The sequence below is a fragment of the Microbacterium excoecariae genome, assembly GCF_011326725.1.
GTDB classification, from domain to species: Bacteria; Actinomycetota; Actinomycetes; order Actinomycetales; family Microbacteriaceae; genus Microbacterium; species Microbacterium excoecariae.
In genome coordinates this window covers 1954865-1977590 of the sequence record NZ_JAANCO010000001.1, presented here as the reverse complement: position 1 = coordinate 1977590, position 22726 = coordinate 1954865, and the positions used below count along the sequence as shown (strand labels likewise).

Here is a 22726-nt window from a genome sequence, read left to right as displayed (position 1 = left end):
CCCCTCAGAGCGCGCGGCGCTCGGCGACGAGGCGCGCCGCGCGCAGCGCGACTCCGATCGCGGTGACGGAAAGGCCGATCGCGATCGACTGCCACGGGAGCGTCGCGACGAGCACGACGCAGCCGATCGCCCCCGCCACCTGCAGGGCGCGGGGGTATCGGCGCACCGCGAGGCCCTGCCGGTGGGCCGCGGCGTTGGCGACGAAGTAGTACATCAACACGCCGAACGAGGAGAAGCCGATCGCCCCGCGCACGTCTGCGACGAGCACGACGGCGATGACCGCGGCCGCGATCGCGATCTCGGCGTGGTGCGGCACGCGCCGCGCCCTGCTGACCGCCGCGAGGGTGCGGGGGAGGTCGCCCTCGCGGGCCATGGCGAGGCTCGTCCGCCCGAGGCCCGCCAGGAGGGCCAGCAGCGCCCCGAGGCTCGCGAGCGCGGCGCCGGCCCGGACGACGGGGCCCGCCGCGTTCCATCCCGCGGCGGCCACGACGTCGGCGAGCGGAGCGGCGGATCCGGCCGCGCCCGCCGGGCCGAGCGCCACGAGCACCGCCACCGCGATGACGACGTACACCGCGACGGCGCCCGCCAGCGCGATGACGATTGCGCGGGGGATCGTGCGCGCCGGATCCACGACCTCTTCGCCCATCGTCGCGATGCGCGCGTACCCCGCGAACGCGAAGAACAGCAGCCCCGCGGACTGCAGGACGCCGTACACGCCGACGGGCACGCCGGGGTCTGCCGGCGGGACCGCCGGACCCGCGGCGACGCCCGCCAGGGCGACCACCGCGAGGACGCCGAGCACGAGCACCACGATGATCTTCGTCGCCAGCGCGGTGCGCGTGACGCCGAGCAGGTTGAGGCCCGCCAGCGCCGCGACGGCCGCCGCCGCGAGGGGCTTCTCCCACCCGGGGGCCACGTAGGCCGCGAACGTCAGCGCCATGGCGGCGGCGCTCGCCGTCTTGCCGATGACGAACCCCCAGCCGGCGACGTAGCCCCACCACGCGCCCAGCTCCGCGCGGCCGTAGGCGTACGTGCCGCCCGCGACGGGGTGTACGGCGGCCAGCTGCGCGGAGCTCGTCGCGTTGCAGTAGGCGACGAACGCCGCGATGACGAGGCCCGCGAGCAGCCATGCGCCCGCGGCCTCGGACGCCGGCGCGAAGACCACGAACACCCCCGCGCCGATCATCGAACCGAGGCCGATCGCGACGGCGTCCGGGAGTCTGAGGCGGCGGGCGAGCGTCGGCGACATACGCCGAGCGTAGTGACGGCGCCCCGCGCGGGCGCGCGCCACGCGCCACGCGTCGTGCGCTGTTCACCTCGGGTTCGCCCGCGGCGGGCGACGGGCGGGTGGCAAGATCGACGTATGACGCTGATCCACTCCGCTCGCCTCGTCTCGTCGGGCGAGGTGATCGACGACGGCTGGATCCTCATGCGGGACGGCCGGATCGCGGCCCGCGGCGCGGGCGGGACATGGCGCGAGGAGGCGGGGCCTGCGGGCCGCGTCGTCGACGCGTCCGGGCTCCTCCTCGCGCCGGGGTTCGTCGACATCCACGCGCACGGCGGGGGCGGCGCCCACTACGACGGGGATGAGGCGGAGATCCGGCGCGCGCTCGAGACCCACCGTGCGCACGGCACGACGCGGCACGTCCTCTCGCTCGTCACGGCCTCGCGCCAGGACCTCGCGGAGCGGCTCGGCCGTGTGGCGTCTCTCGCGCGCGCGGATCCGCTGGTCGTGGGCGCGCACCTCGAGGGGCCCTTCCTCGACGCCGCGCACAAGGGCGCGCACGCGGAGCACCTCCTGCGCGCGCCGACCGAGGAGGAGGTCGCGGCGCTCCTGGCCGAGGCGGCCGGGGCCCTCGTGCAGGTGACGCTCGCCCCCGAGCTTCCCGGTGCTGCGGCCGCCGCGCGACAGCTCCGTCGCGCCGGCGTGCGCGTCGCGGTCGGGCACACGGCGGCCGACTTCGCGGGCGCCGCGGCCGCGTTCGACGCGGGCGCGACGATCCTCACGCACGCGTTCAACGCGATGGCGGGGATCCATCACCGCGCGCCCGGCCCGGTCGTCGCCGCGCTGTCGCGCCCCGAGGTCACGCTCGAGATCATCAACGACGGCGTGCACGTCCACCCCGCCGTCGTGCGGATGGCGTTCGACGCTGCGCCCGGTCGCGTGGCGCTCGTGACCGACGCGATGGCCGCGGCGGGGGCGCCGGACGGGGCGTATCGGCTGGGCGAGCTCGACGTCGAGGTACAGGGCGGGATCGCCCGCCTCGCGGGAGGCGGCGCGATCGCGGGCTCGACGCTCACGCTCGACCGGGCGATCGCGCGCGCCGTGGACGAGGTCGGCGTCGGCGTGGCCGAGGCGATCCGGGCCGCGACGGAGGTGCCCGCGCGCGCCATCGGGCGCGGCGACGCGTTCGGGTCCCTCGAGCCGGGATTCTCGGCGGATGCCGTGCTCCTCACGCCCGGGTGGGGCGTCGCCGAGGTCTGGGGCGACGGGCGCGTTCTCCACGCCGCCCGGTGACGCGCCAGGCGGCGCCCATGTGACGGGCGTCGCCGAGGGTCCTAGACTGGCGGCGGGCGCTCGGCGCCCGACAACGTCACCTTCTAAGGAGTCATTCCGTGGCACAGATCGAAGCAGTAGGCGCTCGCGAGATCCTGGACTCGCGCGGCAACCCCACCGTCGAGGTCGAGGTCCTCCTCGACGACGGCATCGTGCAGAGGGCCGCCGTGCCCTCCGGTGCCTCGACGGGAGCCTTCGAGGCATACGAGCTGCGCGACGGCGACGCCGCGCGCTACGGCGGTAAGGGCGTGCTCAAGGCCGTCGAGAGCGTCGTGGACGAGCTCGGCCCGGCCATCGAGGGCCTCGACGCGTCCGACCAGCGCCTCGTCGACCAGGCGCTCATGGAGGTCGACGGCACGGCCAACAAGAAGCGCGTGGGCGCGAACGCCATCCTCGGCGTGAGCCTCGCCGTCGCGAAGGCCGCCGCCGACTCGGCCGACCTGCCGCTGTACCGCTACATCGGCGGTGCGAACGCGCACGTTCTGCCCGTTCCGGCGCTCAACGTCATCAACGGCGGCGAGCACGCCGACAACGGCATCGACATGCAGGAGTTCTTCCTCGTCCCGCACGGCGCCTCGTCGTTCGCCGAGTCGCTCCGCTGGGGCGCGGAGACCTACCACGTGCTGAAGAAGGAGCTGCTGAAGGGCGGATTCGCGACGGGCCTCGGCGACGAGGGTGGCTTCGCCCCCGACCTGCCGAGCAACCGCGAGGCGCTCGACTTCCTGCTCGCGGCGATCGAGAAGGCCGGGTTCACGCCGGGCAGCGACATCGCGGTCGGCCTCGACGTTGCCTCGACCGAGTTCTTCGACAATGGCGTCTACCGCTTCGAGGGCAAGGACTGGAGCGCGGCGCAGCTCACGGGCTACTACGAGGAGCTGCTCGCCAACTACCCCCTCGTCACGATCGAGGACGCGCTCGCGGAGGACGACTGGGAGGGCTGGAAGGAGCTCACCGGCCGCATCGGCGAGAAGGTCCAGCTCGTCGGCGACGACCTGTTCGTGACGAACCCCGAGCGCCTGAAGCAGGGCATCGATCAGGGCGTGGCCAACTCGCTGCTCGTCAAGGTCAACCAGATCGGCACGCTCACCGAGACGCTCGACGCCGTGGCGATGGCGCATGGCGCCCGCTACACGGCCATGATGTCGCACCGCTCCGGCGAGACCGAGGACGTCACGATCGCCGACCTCGCGGTCGCCGTGAACTGTGGCCAGATCAAGTCGGGCGCGCCCGCTCGGAGCGACCGGGTCGCGAAGTACAATCAGCTCCTGCGCATCGAGGAGGAGCTCGGCGACGCCGCGACGTTCGCCGGCCGCGGCGCCTACCCGCGCTTCCAGGGCTGAGCGACATCACGCACGACGAGAGGGGGAGCCGCATGTCATCACGCGCGGCTTCCCCTTCGCGTTCGCCCCGGGTCGACGTGCGGGGCTGGCTCGGGGGCATCCGTCTCTCGGGATTCGCCGTGATCATGGCCGGCCTCGTGGTGCTCGGGGCGTTCGTGCTCGTGCCGTCGGTCGGCGGCTACATCGACATGCGCCAGCAGATCGCGCAGGCGAGCGCCGGCGTGGCGGCGACCGAGGACGAGATCTCCGCCCTCGAGCTCGAGCAGGCGCGGTGGCAAGACCCGGCCTACATCATGACGCAGGCTCGCGAGCGCCTCTACTACGTCCTCCCCGGCGAGGTCGTGTTCCTCGTGCAGGACGACCTGCCGGTCGACGCGGCGGCGGCCGCGGAGCCCGACGCCGTGGATCCCGAGGTCTCCGAGCGCGAGGACGACTGGATGGGATCCATGCTTCGCTCGGTCGTGGGGTCGGGGCTCGCCGAGCAGGCCACCGCGATCGACCCCGACGTCTTCCCCGAGGACTAGGCCCGACCGCCCCGCCAGGGTTTCGCCGGGCGGGGCCGGTACCCTCGGAGGGTGACCACGCCCCCCTTTGACGCCGTCCGCCCCGCCGAGCTTCGCGTGCTCACCGCCCAGCTGGGCCGTGAGGTGCGCGGCGTGGTGGGCATCGCCGCGCGCTGCGTATGCGGCAACCCGACCGTCGTCGCCACGGCGCCCCGCCTCCCGCAGGGCACGCCGTTCCCGACGTTCTATTACCTCACGCACCCCGAGGCCACGGCCGAGATGTCGCGCCTCGAGTCCGGCCAGCTGATGGTCGAGTTCACCGAGCTCCTGGACGCGGACGCGGACGTGCGCGCGGCCTACGCGCGGGCGCACGCGGCGTACCTGGCGGATCGCGCGCAGTACGGCGACGTGGCGGAGGTCGAGGGCATCTCCGCCGGCGGCATGCCGACGCGCGTGAAGTGCCTCCACGCGCTCGCGGGGCACGCGCTCGCGGCCGGCCCCGGCGTGAACCCGATCGGCGACCTCGCGCTCGAGCGTTCCGCCTGGTCGCCCGAGCGGTGCGCGTGCGCGGAGCCGGGGGCGGCGCTGATCGAGGGCGACCCCGCGGCATGAGACGGGCGGCCCGTGCGATCGCCGCGGCGTGCGCCGCGCTGGCGATCGCGTGTGCCGTCGCGCTCCCCGGGGCCGCGGCAGCCGCGGAGCGCACCCCCACGCCGACCCCGACGGAGGAGCCCGACCCGACTCGCGCGGCCGAGTACTGGCTCGATGCGTACGGGATCGAGGACGCGTGGGACACCGCGCGCGGCGAGGGCGTGACGATCGCCGTGATCGACAGCGGCGTCGCGGCGGACATCGATGAGCTCGACGGAGCGGTCGCGGGCGGCACGGACGTCTCGGGGGTCGGGACGGCTGACGGCCGCACGCCGCTCGGGAGCGACGTGCACACCCGGAGCCACGGCACCTGGGTCGCCTCGCTCGCGGCCGCCAGGGGGACGGGCGACGACGAGGGCATGATCGGCGTGGCGCCCGAGGCGGACGTCCTGGCGGTGTCCCTCGGGTTCGGATCCGTCAGCGACGTGCCGTTCTCGGACCAGGTGGCCGACGCGATGCGGTGGTCGGTCGACAATGGCGCCGACGTCATCAACCTGTCGTTCACGACGAACCAGACGCAGTGGGACGAGAGCTGGGACGACGCGTTTCAGTACGCCTACGACAACGACGTCGTCGTGGTCGTCGCGGCGGGCAACCGCGTGAGCGGCACGACTATGGTCGGGGCGCCCGCGACGATCCCCGGCGTCCTCACGGTCGCCGGCGTGGACCCCGACGGGCGTGCGAGCGAGGACGCCTCGACGCAGGGCATCACCATCGGCGTCTCGGCGCCGAGCGAGCAGCTGCTCGGGATCAGCCCGACGGGGACGGTCGAGCAGTGGAGCGGGACGAGCGGATCCGCCCCGATCGTCTCCGGGATCGCGGCGCTCGTGCGTTCGGCGTACCCCGGCCTCGACGCCGTCAACGTCATCAACCGCATCGTGCAGACCGCGGACCCGGCCCCCGAGCAGACGGGGGAGCGGGATCCGCTCTACGGGTTCGGGATCGTCGACGCGCGCGCGGCGATCGAGGACGACGTGCCGTTCGTCTCGGAGAACCCCATGGGCAGCCTCGCGGAGTGGGTGCGGATCAACCGCGCGGCGGGGAGCGAACCGGAGGTCGCCGCGACCCCGACGCCCGACCCCGTCGAGCTGCCCGCGCTGCCGCCCGCGGACGGCCCCGCCGAGGCGGGGAGCCCCTTCCTCCCGTCCGCCGAGAGCCTCCGGGACGTCACGCTGCCGCTCGTGGCGCTCTCGGCCGCTGGTATCCTGTTCGTGCTCGGCGTCGTCGCAGTGTCCCGGCGCATTCGTTCGGCTCGCGCGCAGCGCGAGCCGAACCCCTGACAAGTCCAAGGAGATAAGTTTCCGTGCCCAAGATTCTCATCGTCGGCGGCGGATACGCCGGTTTCTACACCGCGTGGAAGCTCGAAAAGCACCTGCGAGCCGGTGAGGCCGAGGTCGTCATGGTCGACCCGCTCCCGTACATGGCCTACCTGCCCTTCCTCCCCGAGGTCGCCGCGGGCGCCATCGAGCCGCGTCACGCGGTCGTCTCGCACCGCCGCCACCTGAAGAAGACGCGGATCATCAACGCCAAGGTGACGGGCATCGACCACGCGAACAAGACGGCGACCATCTCGCCCGAGGGTGCGGAGCCGTGGCAGTACGAGTATGACCACATCGTCGTGACCGCCGGATCCGTCTCGCGCACGTTCCCGATCCCGGGGATCGCCGACAACGCGATCGGCATGAAGTCGATCGAGGAGGCGGAGTACGCGCGCGACACGCTGATCGCGAACTTCGAGAAGGCCGCGGCGCTCCCGAAGGGCCACCCGTTGCGCAAGCGCCTGCTGACGACGGTCGTCGTGGGCGGCGGCTTTGCGGGCATCGAGACGTTCGCCGAGCTGCGCTCGGCGGCCAACGCGCTGCTCGAGAAGTTCCCCGAAATCGACTTCGAGGAGACCGAGTTTCACCTCATCGAGGCGATGGGCCGGATCATGCCCGAGGTGTCCCTCGAGACGGCCGAGAAGGTCATGAAGGACCTCGCCCGCCGCGGGGCGCACGTGCACCTCGACACGCAGTGCGCCGACGCGACCGACGGCGTCGTGAAGACGAACACGGGCGAGGAATACCCGAGCGACCTCATCATCTGGACCGCGGGCGTCATGGCCAACCCGCAGGTCGTGAACGGGAGCGATCTGCCGCGCGAGGCGCGCGGGCGCATCTCGGCGCAGGCCGACCTCCGCGTCGTCGACGAAAACGGCGTCGTGGTGGAGGGCGCGTGGGCCGCGGGCGACGTCTCGGCGGTGCCCGACCTCACGGGCGGCGGCGTCGGCGGCATGTGCGTGCCGAACGCGCAGCACGCCGTGCGCCAGGCCAAGCGGCTCGCGAAGAACCTCGTGGCCGTGCTGCGTGGCGAGGAGCCCGTCGACTACGTGCACAAGAACATGGGCGCGGTCGCGGGCCTGGGCCTGTACAACGGCGCCTTCCAGTCCGGGAAGATCGCGCTCACGGGCTTCTTCGCGTGGGCCGCACACCGCGGGTACCACGGCCTGGCCATGCCCACGTGGGAGCGCAAGTGGCGCGTGCTGTGGGGCTGGTACCACAACTTCTTCCTCGGCCGCGACCAGGTGCAGATCAAGGCCGTCGAGCGGCCGCGCGCCTTCTTCGAGGCGTTCGCGTCCCGGCCGAAGCCGAAGGCGGACGACGCGCAGGCGTGACGCCCAGCGCGGGGCGCCCCGGAGCAGGTCTGACGACCGCCGGGGCGCCCCGCGCGTATCCGGCCCCCGTAGCCCAATGGCAGAGGCAGCCGACTTAAACTCGGCACAGTGTGGGTTCGAGTCCCACCGGGGGCACCCCATTCGCGCGCCGGGCCGCGCCCTTGCCGCCCGCACGCGTCCCGACGGGCGATACTGGCGCGATGGAATCCGTGGCAACCTGGCTCGCGACCAATGGCGACCTCTTCTGGACGTGGGTCGTGCTCCCCATCGTCGTTCTCCTCGGCCTGTACCTGACGATTCGCTCGGGCGTCGTGCAGTTCCGCCTCTTCCCCGAGATGTTCCGCACGCTGGGGGATCGCACCCCCCGCGACGCGAACGGGGAGCCGCAGTCGGTCTCCGCGTTCCAGGCCTTCACGATCTCGGCGGCCTCCCGCGTCGGAACGGGCAACATCGCGGGCGTCGCCACGGCGATCGCCGTCGGCGGCCCCGGCGCGGTGTTCTGGATGTGGCTCATGGCGTTCATTGGCGCGGCGTCCGCCTTCGCCGAGTCGACGCTCGCCCAGCTGTTCAAGGTGCGCGACCGCGACGGTTTCCGCGGGGGCCCGGCCTACTACATGCAGCGCGGCCTGAACGCGCGCTGGCTCGGCGTCATCTTTGCCGTCATCCTCATCGTCTGTTTCCCCATCGCGTTTAGCTCGCTGCAGGCCAACACGATCGCGGCGGCGCTCGACGGCGCCGTCGCGTCCGCGACCGGCGGATCCGCGCCCGCGTGGCTGCCGTGGGTGGCGGGCGTCGTCGTCGCGCTCCTCACCGCGCTTGTCGTGTTCGGCGGCGTGCGCCGCATCGCGCACGTGACGCAGGCTGTCGTCCCGCTCATGGCCCTCGCGTACCTGCTCATCGGCCTCGCCGTCGTCGCCGTGTCGTGGGAGCGGATCCCGCAGGCCGTGGGGACGATCTTCTCCGACGCCTTCGGCTACAACGAGGTCGTCGGAGCCGCCTTCGGATACATCGTGCTCACGGGCATTAAGCGCGGCATGTTCTCGAACGAGGCGGGGCTCGGATCCGCCCCCAACGCGGGCGCCAGCGCCGCCGTGACGCACCCGGTCAAGCAGGGCCTTGTGCAGTCGCTCGGCGTCTACTTCGACACGTTCCTCATCTGCTCGATCACGGCGTTCATCATCCTCACCGCCGTGCCCGACCTCGCGGGCGCGCCGGTGGGTCTCGAGCTGACGCAGATCGCGCTCGTCGGCGCCCTCGGGGACTGGTCGCTCCTGGCTCTCGCGGTCATCATCTTCCTGCTCGCCTTCAGCTCGATCATCGGCAACTACTACTACGGCGAGGCGAGCATCGAGTTCATCTCCACCCGCCGGTCGGTGCTCATGGGCTACCGCGCGTTCGTCGTGATCGCGGTGCTCGTGGGATCCGTCCTGTCCGCCGACGTCGTATGGAGCTTTGCGGACGCCGCGATGGGATTCATGGCGCTGACGAACCTCGTGGCGCTCGCCCTGCTGTCCGGGATCGTCTTCGCGCTCCTCAAGGATTACCAGCGCCAGCGCCGCGCGGGCCGCGACCCGGTCTTCACGCGGGACCTCCTGCCGGGGGTGTCGGGCATCGAATGCTGGCAGGACGAGCTCAGCGTGACGGGGCCGCTCGAGGTCCCGCACCGCCGCTGACCCCGTGCCGAGGTTCGGGAAGCGGATTCTCCCTCCGCGGGACGGGATCACGGCGGCGCGCCTGCGCGCGCCGGGCGGGTCCGCCACGCACGCGCAGCGCGACGACCCGGTGCCGGCGAGCGTCAGGGAGTGGCTCGCGGAGGTCGTGCTGCCGCGAACGCTGGGGCGCGAGCAGGCGTTCGGGGCGAGCCCGATCGGCCCCGAGTACTTCACAGGGCCGGGCGAGCTGACAGATCAGGAGGGGCGCCGCGTCGCGCTCGAGGATCCGCTCATCCCCGGCGGCTTTTACGTCTTCCACAAGCCGGTCCTCCCCGAGCGGCGCGTGCCGTTCGAGGTGCGCATCGTGCACGAGGACGCGGATCTCCTCGTCGTGGACAAGCCGCACTTCCTCGCCTCGACGCCGAACGGGATCTTCGTGCGCGAGTGCGTCGTCACCCGCCTGCGCGTCGAGCGGGGCGAGGACGACCTCGTCGCGATCCACCGGCTCGACCGCGTGACGGCGGGGCTGCTCGCGCTGTCCCGCCGCCCCGCGACGCGCGGCGCGTACCAGCGGATGTTTCAGGAGCGCGGGATGCGGAAGACCTATCGCGCCCTGGCGTTGCTTCCGGACGGCTGGCGCGAGGGCGACCCGCTTCCGCTCGGGGTAGAGCGGGGCGAGGAGGTCGTCTATCGCTCCCGCCTCGTCAAGCGCGACGGCCAGCGCCAGGTCGCGGAAGTGCCGGGGCCCGACAACGCCGCGACGGGGATCCGCCTCCTGGGCACCTTCGCGCACGGGGGCCGCCGGGTGGGGGAGTTCCGTCTCGTGCCGTACACGGGCAAGACGCACCAGCTGCGCGTGCACATGAACGCTCTGGGGCTGCCGCTGATGGGCGACCCGGTGTATCCGGTGGACACGGATCCGGACCCGTACGACTTCTCGCACGAGCTCCAGCTGCTGGCGGCGGAGCTCGCCTTCCGCGACCCGTTCACGGGCGCCGAGCGCCGCTTCGTGTCCGGGCTCGCGCTCGACGCGGCGCGCGCCTGACCGGGCGCGCGGCGGTTTCCCCTCCGGGGCCGTGTACGCTATCCGGAAGCAAGGGGAGTACTCCCGCCTGCGGCGCCCGCGTCAATACGGACACAACGAAGTCGTCCCGCGGCGCCGGCCCGGTCATCGCCGGGACGGAGGAGACCTTGGCGTCATTTCCGCGCCATCCACCCCGAGGAGTCCCTCATGGACGTCACCCCCCTGGTCTGGGCGATCACGATCGCCGTCACCATCGCGTTCTTCGTGTACGAGTTCTTCGCGCACGTCCGCACGCCGCACGAGCCGACCGTCGGCGAATCCGCCCGCTGGTCGGTCTTCTACATCGGCCTCGCGCTCCTGTTCGGCGTCGGCATCGGCGTCGTCTCCGGCTGGGGCTACGGCGGGGAATATTTCGCCGGCTATCTCACGGAGAAGGCGCTGTCGATCGACAACCTCTTCGTCTTCCTGCTGCTCATGACGAGCTTCGCGGTGCCGAAGAAGTACCAGCAGAAGGTCCTCATGATCGGGATCGTGATCGCGCTCGTCATGCGCGGCGCGTTCATCGCTCTGGGCGCCGGGCTCATCGCGAATTACTCGTGGATCTTCTACATCTTCGGCGCGCTCCTGCTGTTCCTCGCGTATCGCCAGGCCTTCGGCGACGACGACCACAACCCCGCCAACGGGCGCTTCATGCGCATCGTGCGGCGGTTCCTTCCGGTCAGCGACGTGTACGACGGCGACCGGCTCACGACGGTGCGCGACGGGTCGCGCCTGGTCACGCCCATGTTCATGACGATCGTGGCGATCGGATTCATCGACCTCGTCTTCGCCGTCGATTCGATCCCCGCGATCTACGGCCTCACGGAGGAGGCGTACATCGTCTTCACCGCGAACGCGTTCGCGCTCATGGGGCTGCGACAGCTGTTCTTCCTCATCGGCGGGCTGCTCGAGCGGCTCGTGTACCTCGCGCAGGGGCTCGCCGTGATCCTCGCCTTCATCGGCGTCAAGCTGCTGCTGCACGCGCTCCACGTCAACGAGCTGCCGTTCATCAACGGCGGCGAGCACGTGGAGTGGGCGCCGGAGATCCCGATCTGGTTCTCGCTGCTGTTCATCGGCGTCACGGTCGCCGTGGCCACGGTGGCGAGCCTGGCCAAGACTCGTCGCGACGAGGTCCGCGCCGCCGAGAGCGAGTAGGTCCGCGGCCGATTACGACGCAGACGCCCGCCCCCTCGCATCGAGGGGGCGGGCGTCTGCGTCAGGCGTCACGCCGTCTCGGGGAGCCGATCGCCGAGGAGCGCGACCAGCTGGATGGCCGCGAGGCTGTACTGGGCGGCGTCGTTCGTCGAGACGCTGGGGAGCTCGTCGACGGGGGCGTGGGCCTCCGGTGGGAGCACGCGGCGCACGGCGAGCTCGCGTCGGTGGACGAGCCACTCACCCATGCCGTCGAAGGCGCGCCAGGCGAGCCGAACGAGCCGATCGTCTCCCGTCGCGGCGGCGGCGTACGCGGTCAGGCGCGAGTGCGCCTGTTCGAGGTGGATGCCGGCCAGCGGCGCCCCCAGCTCGCGCTCCTGCTCCTCCGGCGATGCGAGGAAGAGGCGGCAGTACCGGATCCACGCCTCGCGGAAGCCGGGAACGTCGACGAGGGCGATGAGCTCGCTGCAGATCTCCGCGAGCCCGAACACGGCGCTGAGGTGGGACACGGCGATGCGGTCGCGAGACGTGTCGAACCGGCCCGCGTCGAGGTCGTACAGCGCCTCTCCGGTCAAGAACCCCTGCGGGAGCGCCGCGATGTCCGCCATCGTCCCGAGCAGCCGGTCGCGGGAGCGCTCGTTTCCCGTTCGCTCCCAGTCCGAGAGCCATGTCGCAGCGAGCGCGCCCCAGTCCGTCCCGAGCCCGACCGCGAGCCCCGAGCGCTCGGGGCGATAGGTCGCGGCGTCGGAGCGCACCTTGCGGGTCGGGTCCAGCGCGAGGAAGGTCTCGTCGCTCTGGGCCAGCTCGTCCAGCAGGTCGCCCGTGCGCTCGTCCGCCGTGAGGAAATGGAAGAAGCGACGGTAGACGGGGCTCGAGATGCGCAACTGCTTCGCGGAGCACCCCCAGTGCTGGACGTTGTGCCGGGATCCGAGACCGCGATATCGCCCCGCGTGATAGACGTCCACCTCGCCCGTGTGCCGCGTCATGGCCTCGGCCATGCGGAACACGTCGGCGCGGCCCGTGCGCAGGTAGGAGTACCAGAGCCAGAGGTCGGGGGAGAGTTCGGAGTTGTCCCACGCGTAGCCGCCGACGTCGTAGCGCCAGACGTGTCGGTCCTCGTCGTAGGCGTGCATGACGTCGCCGTAGTTCCAGAAGCCGTACCAGCGTCGCTGCTCCGGTTGCGAGAGATAGAAGTCGAGCAGGAGCTCAACGCTGTCCTCGATCTCCGCCCGGACCGGGGTGTCTCGGGACACGGGCGTGACATCGCCCAGCACGCCCGCGCCGCACAGCCACTCGGGCGTGGCCTGGAGGAGCGGCGGCCGCTGCGCGTGCGAGACGGCCTCCGCGAGACGCGCGTTCGAGGGCGTTGCCCCCCACGCGAACAGCGTGAGCTCGTGCGTGCGCGCTACGCCGTGCGCGTCGCCGAACCCGGGCTCGTAGTCCTCGTAGGTGATCTCCAGCGCGTCGAGCTGGTCCGCGTACCCCTCCTGACCGAGACCATCGTGGTAGAAACGCATGTCCATGGGGGCCGCGTCGGGGGCGTGCAGCCACGCGGTCAGGGTCGCGTCCTCGCCCGCGGCGCCGCGCACGTCCAGGCGCCCGGGGTGCGACTGCCAGAACCCGCGTACGGAGAGCCCGAGCCCGCCCGACGGATCGCTGAGCGAGACGGTCCCCTCCGCCCGCGTGCCGGACGCCGCGTCGATCCAGGCGTGACCGGCACGGGTCCGCTTGCGCAGGGCGAACCCGTCCGCCGTGAGCTGGGAGAGCGAGTAATCGCCCCACTCCGGGACGAACCCGAGGCGCCCCGTGACGCGCGGCGACCACGCGTCGAGCGGCGGGGTCGCGCGGCCCGCGACCTGCGCCGCGCGCACCGAGGCGCCGGGGTCGCGCCTGAGGCCCGTGACGCCGCGCACAGCCTCAGCGAACACGCCCCCGTCGGCCGTGGCGAAGCGCACGTGGCGGTCGTGCGTTGCGGCGCGGAGCGGAACATCGCACCGGAGTCCCAGGCCCGCGAGGAAATCCTGCTCGGCGTCGCCGTCCCACACGAACGAGTGCACGATGCGCACGCTCTCGGCGTCCGCGAGGAAGACGAAGCGCAGGGTGAACGGGAGCCAGCGCCGCGCGCCGCGCTCCTCGGCGTGCTGTCCGTCGACCCGAACGACGGCCCGCACGGGGCCGTCCTGCTCGAGGACGACGCGGGTGGTGACGGAGCGGTACGTGGCGCGGGGGCCGGGCTGATCGTCGGCCGCGGATTCTTGCAGGAGGCTCACGAGCCGGCCGGCTGCGCCGACCGTGACGCCGTCGCGCGCGACGCTGCGAAAGACGGTGTCGCCCGCGCGGTCGAACACCATCCGGACGCGCCCGGTGTCGACCGTGACCGTGTCCCCGTCGTCGACGGCGCGGATGCCCGCGGCGGAGGGGGCCGCGTCCGCGATCACGCGCGGGTGTGCGATCGCGGGGCCCGCGCCGATCGCGAGGCCCGCCCACTTGAGGCTTCCGTCCGGCCAGGTCGCGAGCGGCCAGGCCTGCGTGGGGACGGGCCCCTCGGTGCCCGCGACGGTCAGCTCGGCGGCATCGCGGATGAGGCCGCGCGGCACGGGGACTCCCCACGTGCAGCCCTCGACGTGCCCGCCGGGCGCCTCGTCGTCGAGCCAGCGGAGCGGGATATGGAGCGGGGGAGTGGTCACAGTTCGTGCACCTCCAGGTTGCGATAGCGGGCGACGAGCGGCGACATCTGGCGGAATCCGATCCGCCCGGCTGCCGGGCGCGCCTCGGCTGGGGCGTTGTCGGTCCATGTGAATAGGGTGAGGCCGTCGATGGCGAACTCCACGCGCGGGCCGTCCTTCGTGATCTCGATGCGGTAGAACGCCCCACGGGCGTCGACCACGGGCGGAAGCGGATCCGCCCCCTGCGCGACGAGGCGGAACCCGGGGGAGGCGCGGAGATTGGTCGTGTGGAACGCGCGCTCGTCCTCCCACCGTCTCCGGAAGTAGGACACGTGGTAGGTCCGGATGTCACCGGAGTGATACTGCGGGTAGGAGCCGTCGCGCGGCGCGCGGTCGGCGTCGAAAATGCCGCCCGAGGTGGCGCCCGCCGCGCCGAAGAACGCCATCGCGAGGCCCGGCTCGCTCACGGGGGAGAAGTCCCACGACGCTCGGATGCGGTCGGGGAACACCTCGGGGCACCACAGCGTGAAGTGATCGTCCCACTCGCCGGACGACGACAGCTCGAGGGCGTCCGCCGCGGCCGCGGCCGCGGCGGGCCCCTCCGCGACCCACCCGGCGATATCGTCGGGACCGCCGAGCGGGTTGCGGTAGAGCAGGGTTCCGGAGTCGATCGCGCTCATCCCTTCACGGATCCGATCAGCATGCCCTTGGCGAAATGCTTCTGCAGGAACGGGTAGAACAGCAGGATGGGGATGGTCGCGACGATGATGACCGCGAACTTGATGCCCTCCGCCGGCGGCAGCTCGCCCGGGTTGTTCTCCAGGACCGACAGGTCGGTGGCGCTCGTGACCTGGCGCAGGAACATCTGCAGCGTCCACATCGAGTTGTCGGTGAGGTACAGCAGCGGCGACATGAAGTCGTTCCAAATGCCGACGGCGTAGAACAGCGCGAACGTTGCGAGCACGGGCTTCGACAGCGGCAGGATGACGCTCCAGAGGGTCCGCATCTCGTTGGCGCCGTCGATCATCGCGGACTCCTCGAGCTCGTTCGGGAGCTGCTGGAAGAAGTTCTTGATGATGATCAGGCTGAACGGGTTGATCGCCAGCGGCAGGATGAGCGCCCAGTAGCTGTTGAGCAGCCCCAGGTCCTTGACGACCAGGAACGTCGGAATCATGCCGCCGGAGAACACCATGGTGAACACGATGAGCGAGAGGATCAGGCGCCTCCCGGGCAGGTTCTGCTTGGACAGCGGGTACGCCATGGACGCCGTGAGGAGCAGCTGCACGGTCGTACCCACGGCCGTCACGAGGATCGTGGTCACCAGAGCGCGCAGGAATGCCGGGCTCGACAGGATCGACTCGTAGGCGCGCAGGCTCCAGGTCTCGGGCCAGATGAAGAACGGTCGCGTCGCAATTTCCGCCTCGGTCGCGAAGGAGCCGGCCAGCACGTAGAGGAACGGGACGAGCGCGATGACGCCGACGGCGGTGAGGAGCACGACGTTGACGACGTCGAACGCCCGGCCGGCGCGGGTGTTGAAGCGATAGCGTTCGCGGGCCATCAGAAGATCCCCTCCTGGTTGAAGCGGCGCGACAGCCAGTTGGCGCCGAAGATGAGCACGACCCCGATGACCGCCTTGAACAGGCCGACGGCGGTGCTGTACGAGTACGAGCCCTGCGTGATCCCCATGAAGTAGACGAAGGTGTCGAACACGTCGGCGACCTCGCGATTGAGCGAGTTCGTCATGAGGTAGATCTGCTCGAACCCGGTGTTGAGCACCTGGCCCATCTGGAGGATGAGCATGACGATGATGGTCGGCCGGATCGAGGGCAGCGTGATGTGCCACACGCGGCGGAATCGGCCCGCGCCGTCGATGATGGCGGCCTCATACTGCTCCTGGTCGACCGATGCGAGCGCCGCGAGGAAGATGATGGTGCCCCAGCCCGTGTTCTTCCAGATCTCCTGCAGCACGATGATCGGCCGGAACCAGTCGGGATCCGCGAGAAAGTCGACGTTCGTTCCGAACAGGCCGTTGAGGAGGTGGAACAGCGGACCGGTGTCGAGCGCGAACAGGAGGTAGGTCAGCGAGGCCACGACCGTCCACGACAGGAAGTGCGGGACGTAGATGAGGGTCTGGACGGTGCGCTTCAGCAGGTTGAGTCGCAGCTCGTTGAGGAGGAGCGCCATCACGATCGTCAGGGGGAACGCGATGACGAGGTTCAACAGCGCGAGGATGAGCGTGTTCGCGAGCAGGCGCGGGAAATCGGGGCTCTGGAAGAAGTCGACGAAATGGTCGACGCCGACCCAGGGGCTGCCCCACACCCCGAGGAAGGGCACGAAATCCTTGAAGGCGATGACCGCGCCGAACATGGGCGCGTAGCGGAACAGCGCGAAGTAGATCAGCCCGGGGAGCAGGAGGAGATAGAGCCACTTGAAGCGCGTGACGTGCACGCGGATCCCGGAGCGGCGCCGGCGCGCGGGAACGACGAGCGCCTCTGTGCGGTCGGACGTGGGCGGGGTATCAAGGAGAGTCGACATGGAAAATCCCATCGGTCGCCGGGGCGGGCCCGCGGGCCCGCCCCGATCGTGATGCGTCGGCCTTACTGGTCGCCCGCGAGGTCGTTGATCTCGGCGATGACGTCGTCGCCGCCCTCGGCGCGCCACCGGGCGATCTCGGACTCGAGCTCCTCGCGGGAGATCTGCCCGGCGATGTACTTCAGGCGGGCGTCAGAGACGATGACGTCGAGCTGCGCGCCCTTGGAGACGTAGGTGGGAGAGACGAACGCGGCGGCCTCGTTGAAGACGGCGAACTCCGTGTCCGCCTCCTCGATCGCGAGGCGCTTGTCGTACATCTCCTGCTCGTACTCGGTCGGCTGCGCGGGCCGGAGGCCCTGGAAGCCGGTGACGTTCGTGCCGAGCTGGGCGAAGCTCATCACGTCGTCCTTCAGCTGCGTCGGGGCGTCGTCGATCGCGACGGCGAGGCCCTCGTCGTTCGTCTCATAGGTGACGCCCTCGATGCCGTTGTTCATGAGCCGGGCGACCTCGGGCGAGTTCATGTCGTTCAGGATCTCGAGCACCTGGCGCAGCTGCTCCTCCGTCTGGACCTGGGCCTTCGGGATGGCGAGGAAGCCGCTGTAGCCGTCGGTCGGGTGCGCGTACAGCTCGCCGTCCGGGCCGGTGAGGTTCCCCGAGACGTCGACGTACTGGTCGTAGCCCTCCGGGTCGGACTCCTTGAGGAGCCCGATGAGCTGTTGCGCGCGCGAGTGCACGTCGATGATGATGCCGCCCTCGCCGTTGAGGAACGGCTCGTTCCAGGAGGCGGAGTCAAACGTCGCGTAGTCGGCGTTGACGTAGCCGCCGTCTACGAGCGCCTTCTCGTACTCCACAGCGTCGAACCACTCGTCGGTCGTGAAGTTCGGCACGAGCTCTCCGCCGAGCTCCGTCCACTTGTTGCCGGCGCCAAACCACGTTTCGATGACGTCGTAGGGGCTGTTGGAGCCGATGGCCCCGGGCCACTGCGGGATGATCAGCCCGTAGGTGTCGTCCGCGCCGTTGCCGTCGGGGTCGTCCTCGGTGAACGCGCGCGCGACCTCGGCGAGGTCGTCGGTGGTCTCGGGCATTTCGAGCCCGAGGTTCTCAAGCCAGTCCTTGCGCACGATGGCGGTCGCGCGCATGAGGTCGCGCTGGCGGAAGATCCCAAACACCTGGCCGTTGACGCTCGACGACTCCTGCACCTCGGGGAAGGTCGTGTCGAGGTTCTCGTAGTCGCCGAGGTAGTCCGTGAGGTCCCAGAAGGCGCCGGCCTGGGCGTTCTTCACGAAGCCGGGGGTCTTGCCCTGGATCACCATGACGTGCGGGACGTCGTCGCCGGCGAGCGTGATGTTCGTGCGGTCCTCGTACGACGAGTTCGGCGCCCAGTTGATGTCGAGGTCGACGCCGATTTCCTCCTCCACGGCCGTCTCGATCTCGTTGCCGTCCTGCGGGGCGTTGGTCACGAGGTACGGGGCCTGGATCGTGAGGCTCTCGATCTCGCCGCCCGCGTTTGCGGATCCGGAGGATCCGCCGCAACCGGCGAGCGTCACCGCGGCGACGGCTGTGCCCGCGATGAGGGTGAGGCGGGTGGGTGTGTGCATGGTGAACTCCTTCGTTCAGGGGTGGTGCGGAAGAGAGGACGTGGGGGAGGTGCGCTCGGCGAGCGCGCGCTCGTTCGCGGCGAAGAAGGCGGAGCCGAGCGCGGCGTTCGCGACGACGATCGCTCCCATCGAGACGAACGGGATCAGCCCCGGCACGGCGGCGCTGGCACCGACGATCAGCGCGCTGACCGCGAGGAGCACGAGCACGTGCGCCAGGTTGCGCGCGGCCCACCGCATGGCGGTCGGGACGTAGGAGCCGAGTCGGAGGTCATAGCACGCGTACAGCGGGACGAGGGCGTGGACCACGATCGTCACGAGCGCCCCGGCGGCGATCGCTGCGACCCGGAGCGGGCCCGGACCGAGCGCGAGGACGTTTCCGATCAGCAGCGCGGCGGCCACGAGGAACGGGCCGAGGAGCGCGTTCGCGCGGAGGAACTCGCGGCGCCAGGCGGACGCGAACTCGCGAACCGGGCGGGTGCGCTCGCCGCGCAGCTGGCGGCGCGTGAGCTCGGCGGCGGCGAACGTCGCGGGCGCCGCGCCGAAGAGTCCGAGGCCGGCGAGGGTGAATACCCACCAGAGGGCGTTGATGGTGACGACCCACAGCACCCATTCGCTGGCCGCGTGGGCGCGCAATGCCCAGGTTGGCCCGTGTGTCGCGGACATGTCATCTCCGATGCGGGGCGCTGTCGTCGTCGTCGACGCGCCGGCGACGGTGCCGGCAAGCGCTTTCCGTGAAACGTATCACACCCGCTGTCGTCGGGACACCCGGACCTGCGCGCAGGAAAAAGCGACGCCCACCCCCTCGCATCGAGGGGGCGGGCGTCTGCGTCAGGAGGCGATCAGTGGCCGACGTGGGGCGCCGCGTCGTCCTCCTCCGGCTTGCGGATGAAGAACGCGAGGACGACCGGCACGAGCGCGATGAACGCCGCGACGAGGAAGGCGGCCTGCGCGCCCGGCGCGCCCGCCTCGGGGGTCGGAAGGCCCTCGAGCTCGCCCGCGTGCAGGTACGTCGAGTAGATCGAGATGAGCAGCGCGGTCCCCGCGGCGCCCGCGACCTGCTGCAGCGTGTTGAGCGCCGCGGATCCGTGCGAGTACAGCCGGCGCTCGAGCGAGCCGAGCGACGCGGAGAACAGAGGGGTGAAGGATCCGGCGAGCCCCAGCGACATGATCATCTGGATGCCGACGAGCATCCAGACGGGGGTGTCGACCGTGGCCTGCGCGTAGAAGAACATCGCGGCCGCGATCATGATCGTGCCCGGGATGAGGAGCGTGCGCGGGCCGCGCGCGTCGTAGATCCGTCCCATCACGGGGCCGAGGACGCCCATGAGGATCGACCCCGGCAGGAGGACGAGACCCGACTGGGTCGCGTCGAGCCCGACGACGTTCTGGAGGTACTGCGGCAGCAGGGAGAACGTGCCGAACATCGACAGCGCGACGACCGCCATGATGATCACCGACAGGACGTAGTTGCGCGAGAGGAAGACCCGCATGTCGAGCAGCGCGTCGTCCTTCGTCTGCAGCACGAGCTGACGCCACACGAACAGCGCGAGGAACACGACGCCGGCGGCGATGATGATCCACGGCAGCGCGCCGGGGCCGGAGGATCCGTCCGCGCCGTGCCCGCCGAACTGGCTGAGACCGTAGACGATGCCGCCGAAGCCCAGGGCGGAGAGGATGATCGAGGCGACGTCGATGGGCGCGTGCGTCGTCTCGCCAAGGTTCGTCATCCACTTCGCGCCGAGACCCATCGCCACGAGCGCGATGGGCAGGATGATCCCGAAGAGCCAGCGCCACCCGAGCGTGTCGAGGACGACGCCCGAGAGGGTCGGGCCGATCGCGGGGGCGAGCGACATAACCATGCCGACGCGGCCCATCATGCGCCCGCGGGAGCGGGCCGGGACGACGTTCATCATGGTCGTCATGAGCAGCGGCATCATGACGCCGGTTCCGGCGGCCTGGATGATGCGGCCGACGAGGAGCGTGAGGAATCCGGGGGCGACGAGGCACACGAGCGTGCCGAGCGCGAAGGCCGAGATCGCCGCGAGGAAGACCTGGCGCGTCGTGAAGCGCTGCAGGAGGAAGCCCGTCGTGGGGATCACGACGGCCATGGTGAGCATGAAGGCGCTCGTGAGCCACTGCCCCTGCTCGGGTGGGATCCCGAGCGTGACGTTCAGCTCGGGAATGGCGATGGCCATCGTCGTCTCGTTGAGGATGGCGACGAAGGCGGCTACGAGGAGCAGCCAGATGACCCGCATCCCTGCGGGGTCGATCGTGTCGTGCGTCGCGCTCGGGGCGCGCACGGGTCCGGTTCCGGTCGTCAAGAAGTACTCCGTGTATGAAGGGTCCGAGTCCGCCTCGGGCCAGGCGAAAAGGCGCCTCGCAGGCAGACGTTCAAGACTAACCGCCCTTCGGTTTCCGGCATTCCGTTGCCGGCGAGATTTACGCGGATTTCACCCCCACCGCGCGGGCATAGGCTCGAGCCGTGAGCATGGGACGACCGATGGGTGGAGGGCGCGGGATGCGGCCGATTGACGAGCGCGCGCAGCGCCGGCTGAACGCGGAGGCGCCCCGGGTGGATCACCTCGGCTCTCGCGTCGCGGGGCTGTTCCGCCCCTACGTGCCGCGCATCGTCGTGACGGCGCTCCTCGTCGTGATCGGGGCGGCGCTCGGCGTCGTGCCGCCGCTCGTGATTCAGCGCGTCTTCGACGACGCGCTCTTTCCCGCCTCCGGCGCGGTGAACATTCCGCTCCTCGCCGCGCTCGTCGGGCTCATGATCGGGCTCTACGTCGCGAGCGCGCTGGTCCAGGTGGTGCAGACCTGGTTCACGGCGAGCGTCGGTAACCGCGTCACGGGCGACCTGCGGGTCCGCATGTTCGAGCACCTCCAGTCCATGGAGCTGTCGTTCTTCGCGCGCACGAAGACGGGCGTGATCCAGTCCCGGCTGCAGAACGACGTCGGGGGCGTGTCCGGGGTCCTCACGAGCACGGTCACGAGCATTCTCGGGAACACGGTCACGGTGATCGCCTCGATCGTCGCGATGGCCCTCATCGACTGGCGGCTCACGATCCTCGCGCTCGTTGTCATGCCGCCGCTCGTTCTCATCCAGCGTCGCGTGGGGCAGGTGCGCGCGCGGATCGCGTCCGAGACTCAGCAGTCCCTGTCGGAGCTGACGGCCATCACGCAGGAGACCCTGAGCGTGTCCGGGATCCTGCTGTCGAAGTCGTTCAACCGCCAGCGCGCGGAGCTGGCCCGCTACGGGGCGGAGAACGACAACCAGATCGCGCTCCAGGTGCGCCAGACCATGAGCGGGCAGGGCTTCTTCGCGGTCGTGACCGTCCTCATGTCGGCGATTCCCGCGATCATCTACCTCGCGGCGGGCTTTCTCATCGCGGGAGAGGTCGGATCCATCACCGCCGGCGCCATCGTCGCGTTCACGACGGTGCAGGCGAGGCTCCTCATGCCGCTGACGAGCCTCATGCGCGTCGCTCTCGAGGTCCAGACGTCGGCGGCGCTGTTCGCGCGCATCTTCGAGTACCTGGACCTGACGCCCGCGATCGTCGACCGGCCGGATCCCCTCCCGCTGGCCGCCGCGCCGGGGCCGCTCGGGCGCATCGAGTTCCGGGACGTGACGTTCCGATACCCCGACGCGTCCGCCGAGTCCGCCCCGACGCTCGATGGCGTGAGCTTCGTCGCGGAACCCGGGCAGCACGTCGCCTTCGTCGGTCCGTCCGGGGCGGGCAAGACCACCGTCCTCTATCTCACGCCCCGCCTGTATCTCGCGGCCCACGGATCCGTCCGCTTCGCGGGCGCCGACGTGCGGGACCTGGCCGGCGAGGACATCGTCGATCACGTCGGCATCGTGAGTCAGGAGACGTACCTCTTCCACGCGACGATCCGGGAGAACCTCCGCTACGCGAAGCCCGACGCGACCGACGCCGAGATCGAGCGCGCCTGCCGCCAGGCGAACATCCACGAGCGCATCGCGGGCTTCGAGGCGGGATACGACACGGTTGTCGGCGAGCGCGGGTACCGGCTCTCGGGCGGCGAGAAGCAGCGGATCGCGATCGCGCGCGTGCTCCTCAAGGACCCGCCCGTCCTGCTCCTGGACGAGGCGACAAGCGCGCTCGACACGGTGAGCGAGCGCGTGGTGCAGGAGGCCATCGCCTCGGCGGCGCGCGGGCGTACGACCCTGACGATCGCGCACCGGCTGTCGACGGTCATCGGCGCGGACGTCATCCACGTGCTCGACGGCGGGCGCATCGTCGAGTCCGGGACCCACGAGACCCTCGTGCGGGCGGGCGGGCTCTACGCGGAGCTCGCGGCCGAGCAGCTCGCGACGGGGCGCGCGCTCGAGTAGGC

At 71.0% G+C, this 22726-nt stretch carries 18 protein-coding genes and 1 tRNA gene; 11 read left to right on the top strand and 8 right to left on the bottom strand.

What is annotated here, in order from left to right; genetic code table 11:
- Positions 1–4 precede the first annotated feature (4 nt).
- Entirely contained in the window at positions 5–1249 is a 1245-nt protein-coding gene (locus G8E01_RS09205) for an APC family permease (protein WP_166318824.1), read from the bottom strand.
- A 114-nt stretch (positions 1250–1363) separates the two neighbouring features.
- Between G8E01_RS09205 and nagA the strand changes: the two genes are divergently transcribed.
- The 10 genes from nagA (at position 1364) to G8E01_RS09155 (ending at position 11574) form a co-directional block, all read left to right on the top strand.
- Positions 1364–2518: an N-acetylglucosamine-6-phosphate deacetylase gene (gene nagA / locus G8E01_RS09200; RefSeq protein WP_166318822.1), complete on the top strand. Its 1155-nt coding sequence runs from the start codon at positions 1364–1366 to the stop codon at positions 2516–2518.
- A gap of 98 nt (positions 2519–2616) precedes the next feature.
- A complete protein-coding gene (eno, locus tag G8E01_RS09195; RefSeq protein WP_166318820.1) occupies positions 2617–3897 on the top strand; it encodes a phosphopyruvate hydratase in 1281 nt (426 codons plus the stop codon).
- Positions 3898–4022: 125 nt separating this feature from the next.
- Complete coding sequence (locus tag G8E01_RS09190; protein WP_240921407.1) at positions 4023–4421, top strand: FtsB family cell division protein; 399 nt, start codon at positions 4023–4025, stop codon at positions 4419–4421.
- A gap of 51 nt (positions 4422–4472) precedes the next feature.
- The gene (locus tag G8E01_RS09185; protein ID WP_338100783.1) at positions 4473–5012 is read left to right on the top strand and encodes a DUF501 domain-containing protein; all 540 of its coding nucleotides are present in this window, start codon (positions 4473–4475) and stop codon (positions 5010–5012) included.
- Entirely contained in the window at positions 5009–6331 is a 1323-nt protein-coding gene (locus G8E01_RS09180; RefSeq protein ID WP_166318816.1) for a S8 family serine peptidase, read from the top strand. The genes G8E01_RS09185 and G8E01_RS09180 overlap by 4 nt, the downstream gene beginning before the upstream one ends.
- A gap of 23 nt (positions 6332–6354) precedes the next feature.
- Positions 6355–7704, top strand: a complete 1350-nt coding sequence (locus G8E01_RS09175) for an FAD-dependent oxidoreductase (protein WP_166318814.1) — start codon at positions 6355–6357, stop codon at positions 7702–7704.
- A 62-nt stretch (positions 7705–7766) separates the two neighbouring features.
- Positions 7767–7839 (top strand) — tRNA-Leu (locus G8E01_RS09170).
- Between the two features lie 65 nt (positions 7840–7904).
- Complete coding sequence (locus G8E01_RS09165; protein ID WP_166318812.1) at positions 7905–9377, top strand: alanine/glycine:cation symporter family protein; 1473 nt, start codon at positions 7905–7907, stop codon at positions 9375–9377.
- Positions 9378–9381: 4 nt separating this feature from the next.
- Positions 9382–10401 (top strand): pseudouridine synthase, encoded by a 1020-nt coding sequence (locus G8E01_RS09160; RefSeq protein WP_338100782.1) that lies wholly within the window; start codon positions 9382–9384, stop codon positions 10399–10401.
- 186 nt (positions 10402–10587) lie between these two features.
- Positions 10588–11574, top strand: a complete 987-nt coding sequence (locus G8E01_RS09155; RefSeq protein WP_166318809.1) for a TerC family protein — start codon at positions 10588–10590, stop codon at positions 11572–11574.
- A gap of 68 nt (positions 11575–11642) precedes the next feature.
- On the opposite strand, the gene G8E01_RS09150 is transcribed toward G8E01_RS09155, so the two are convergent.
- The 7 genes from G8E01_RS09150 to G8E01_RS09120 form a co-directional block, all read right to left on the bottom strand.
- Positions 11643–14258 (bottom strand): exo-rhamnogalacturonan lyase family protein, encoded by a 2616-nt coding sequence (locus tag G8E01_RS09150; RefSeq protein ID WP_166318806.1) that lies wholly within the window; start codon positions 14256–14258, stop codon positions 11643–11645.
- The gene (locus G8E01_RS09145) at positions 14255–14917 is read right to left on the bottom strand and encodes a DUF1961 family protein (protein WP_166318803.1); all 663 of its coding nucleotides are present in this window, start codon (positions 14915–14917) and stop codon (positions 14255–14257) included. The genes G8E01_RS09150 and G8E01_RS09145 overlap by 4 nt, the downstream gene beginning before the upstream one ends.
- Positions 14914–15795 carry a carbohydrate ABC transporter permease gene (locus G8E01_RS09140; protein WP_166318800.1) on the bottom strand — a complete coding sequence of 294 codons (882 nt, stop codon included), beginning with the start codon at positions 15793–15795 and terminating at the stop codon, positions 14914–14916. The genes G8E01_RS09145 and G8E01_RS09140 overlap by 4 nt, the downstream gene beginning before the upstream one ends.
- A complete protein-coding gene (locus G8E01_RS09135; RefSeq protein WP_166318797.1) occupies positions 15795–16772 on the bottom strand; it encodes an ABC transporter permease in 978 nt (325 codons plus the stop codon). The genes G8E01_RS09140 and G8E01_RS09135 overlap by 1 nt, the downstream gene beginning before the upstream one ends.
- Before the next feature lie 62 nt (positions 16773–16834).
- Positions 16835–18367, bottom strand: a complete 1533-nt coding sequence (locus G8E01_RS09130; protein WP_166318794.1) for an extracellular solute-binding protein — start codon at positions 18365–18367, stop codon at positions 16835–16837.
- 15 nt (positions 18368–18382) lie between these two features.
- Positions 18383–19030: a YesL family protein gene (locus G8E01_RS09125; protein WP_166318791.1), complete on the bottom strand. Its 648-nt coding sequence runs from the start codon at positions 19028–19030 to the stop codon at positions 18383–18385.
- A gap of 176 nt (positions 19031–19206) precedes the next feature.
- Positions 19207–20622, bottom strand: coding sequence for an MDR family MFS transporter (locus G8E01_RS09120; RefSeq protein WP_166319832.1), 1416 nt, complete (start codon positions 20620–20622; stop codon positions 19207–19209).
- Positions 20623–20855: 233 nt separating this feature from the next.
- Between G8E01_RS09120 and G8E01_RS09115 the strand changes: the two genes are divergently transcribed.
- Positions 20856–22724 (top strand): ABC transporter ATP-binding protein, encoded by a 1869-nt coding sequence (locus G8E01_RS09115; RefSeq protein WP_166319830.1) that lies wholly within the window; start codon positions 20856–20858, stop codon positions 22722–22724.
- Positions 22725–22726: the final 2 nt, after the last annotated feature.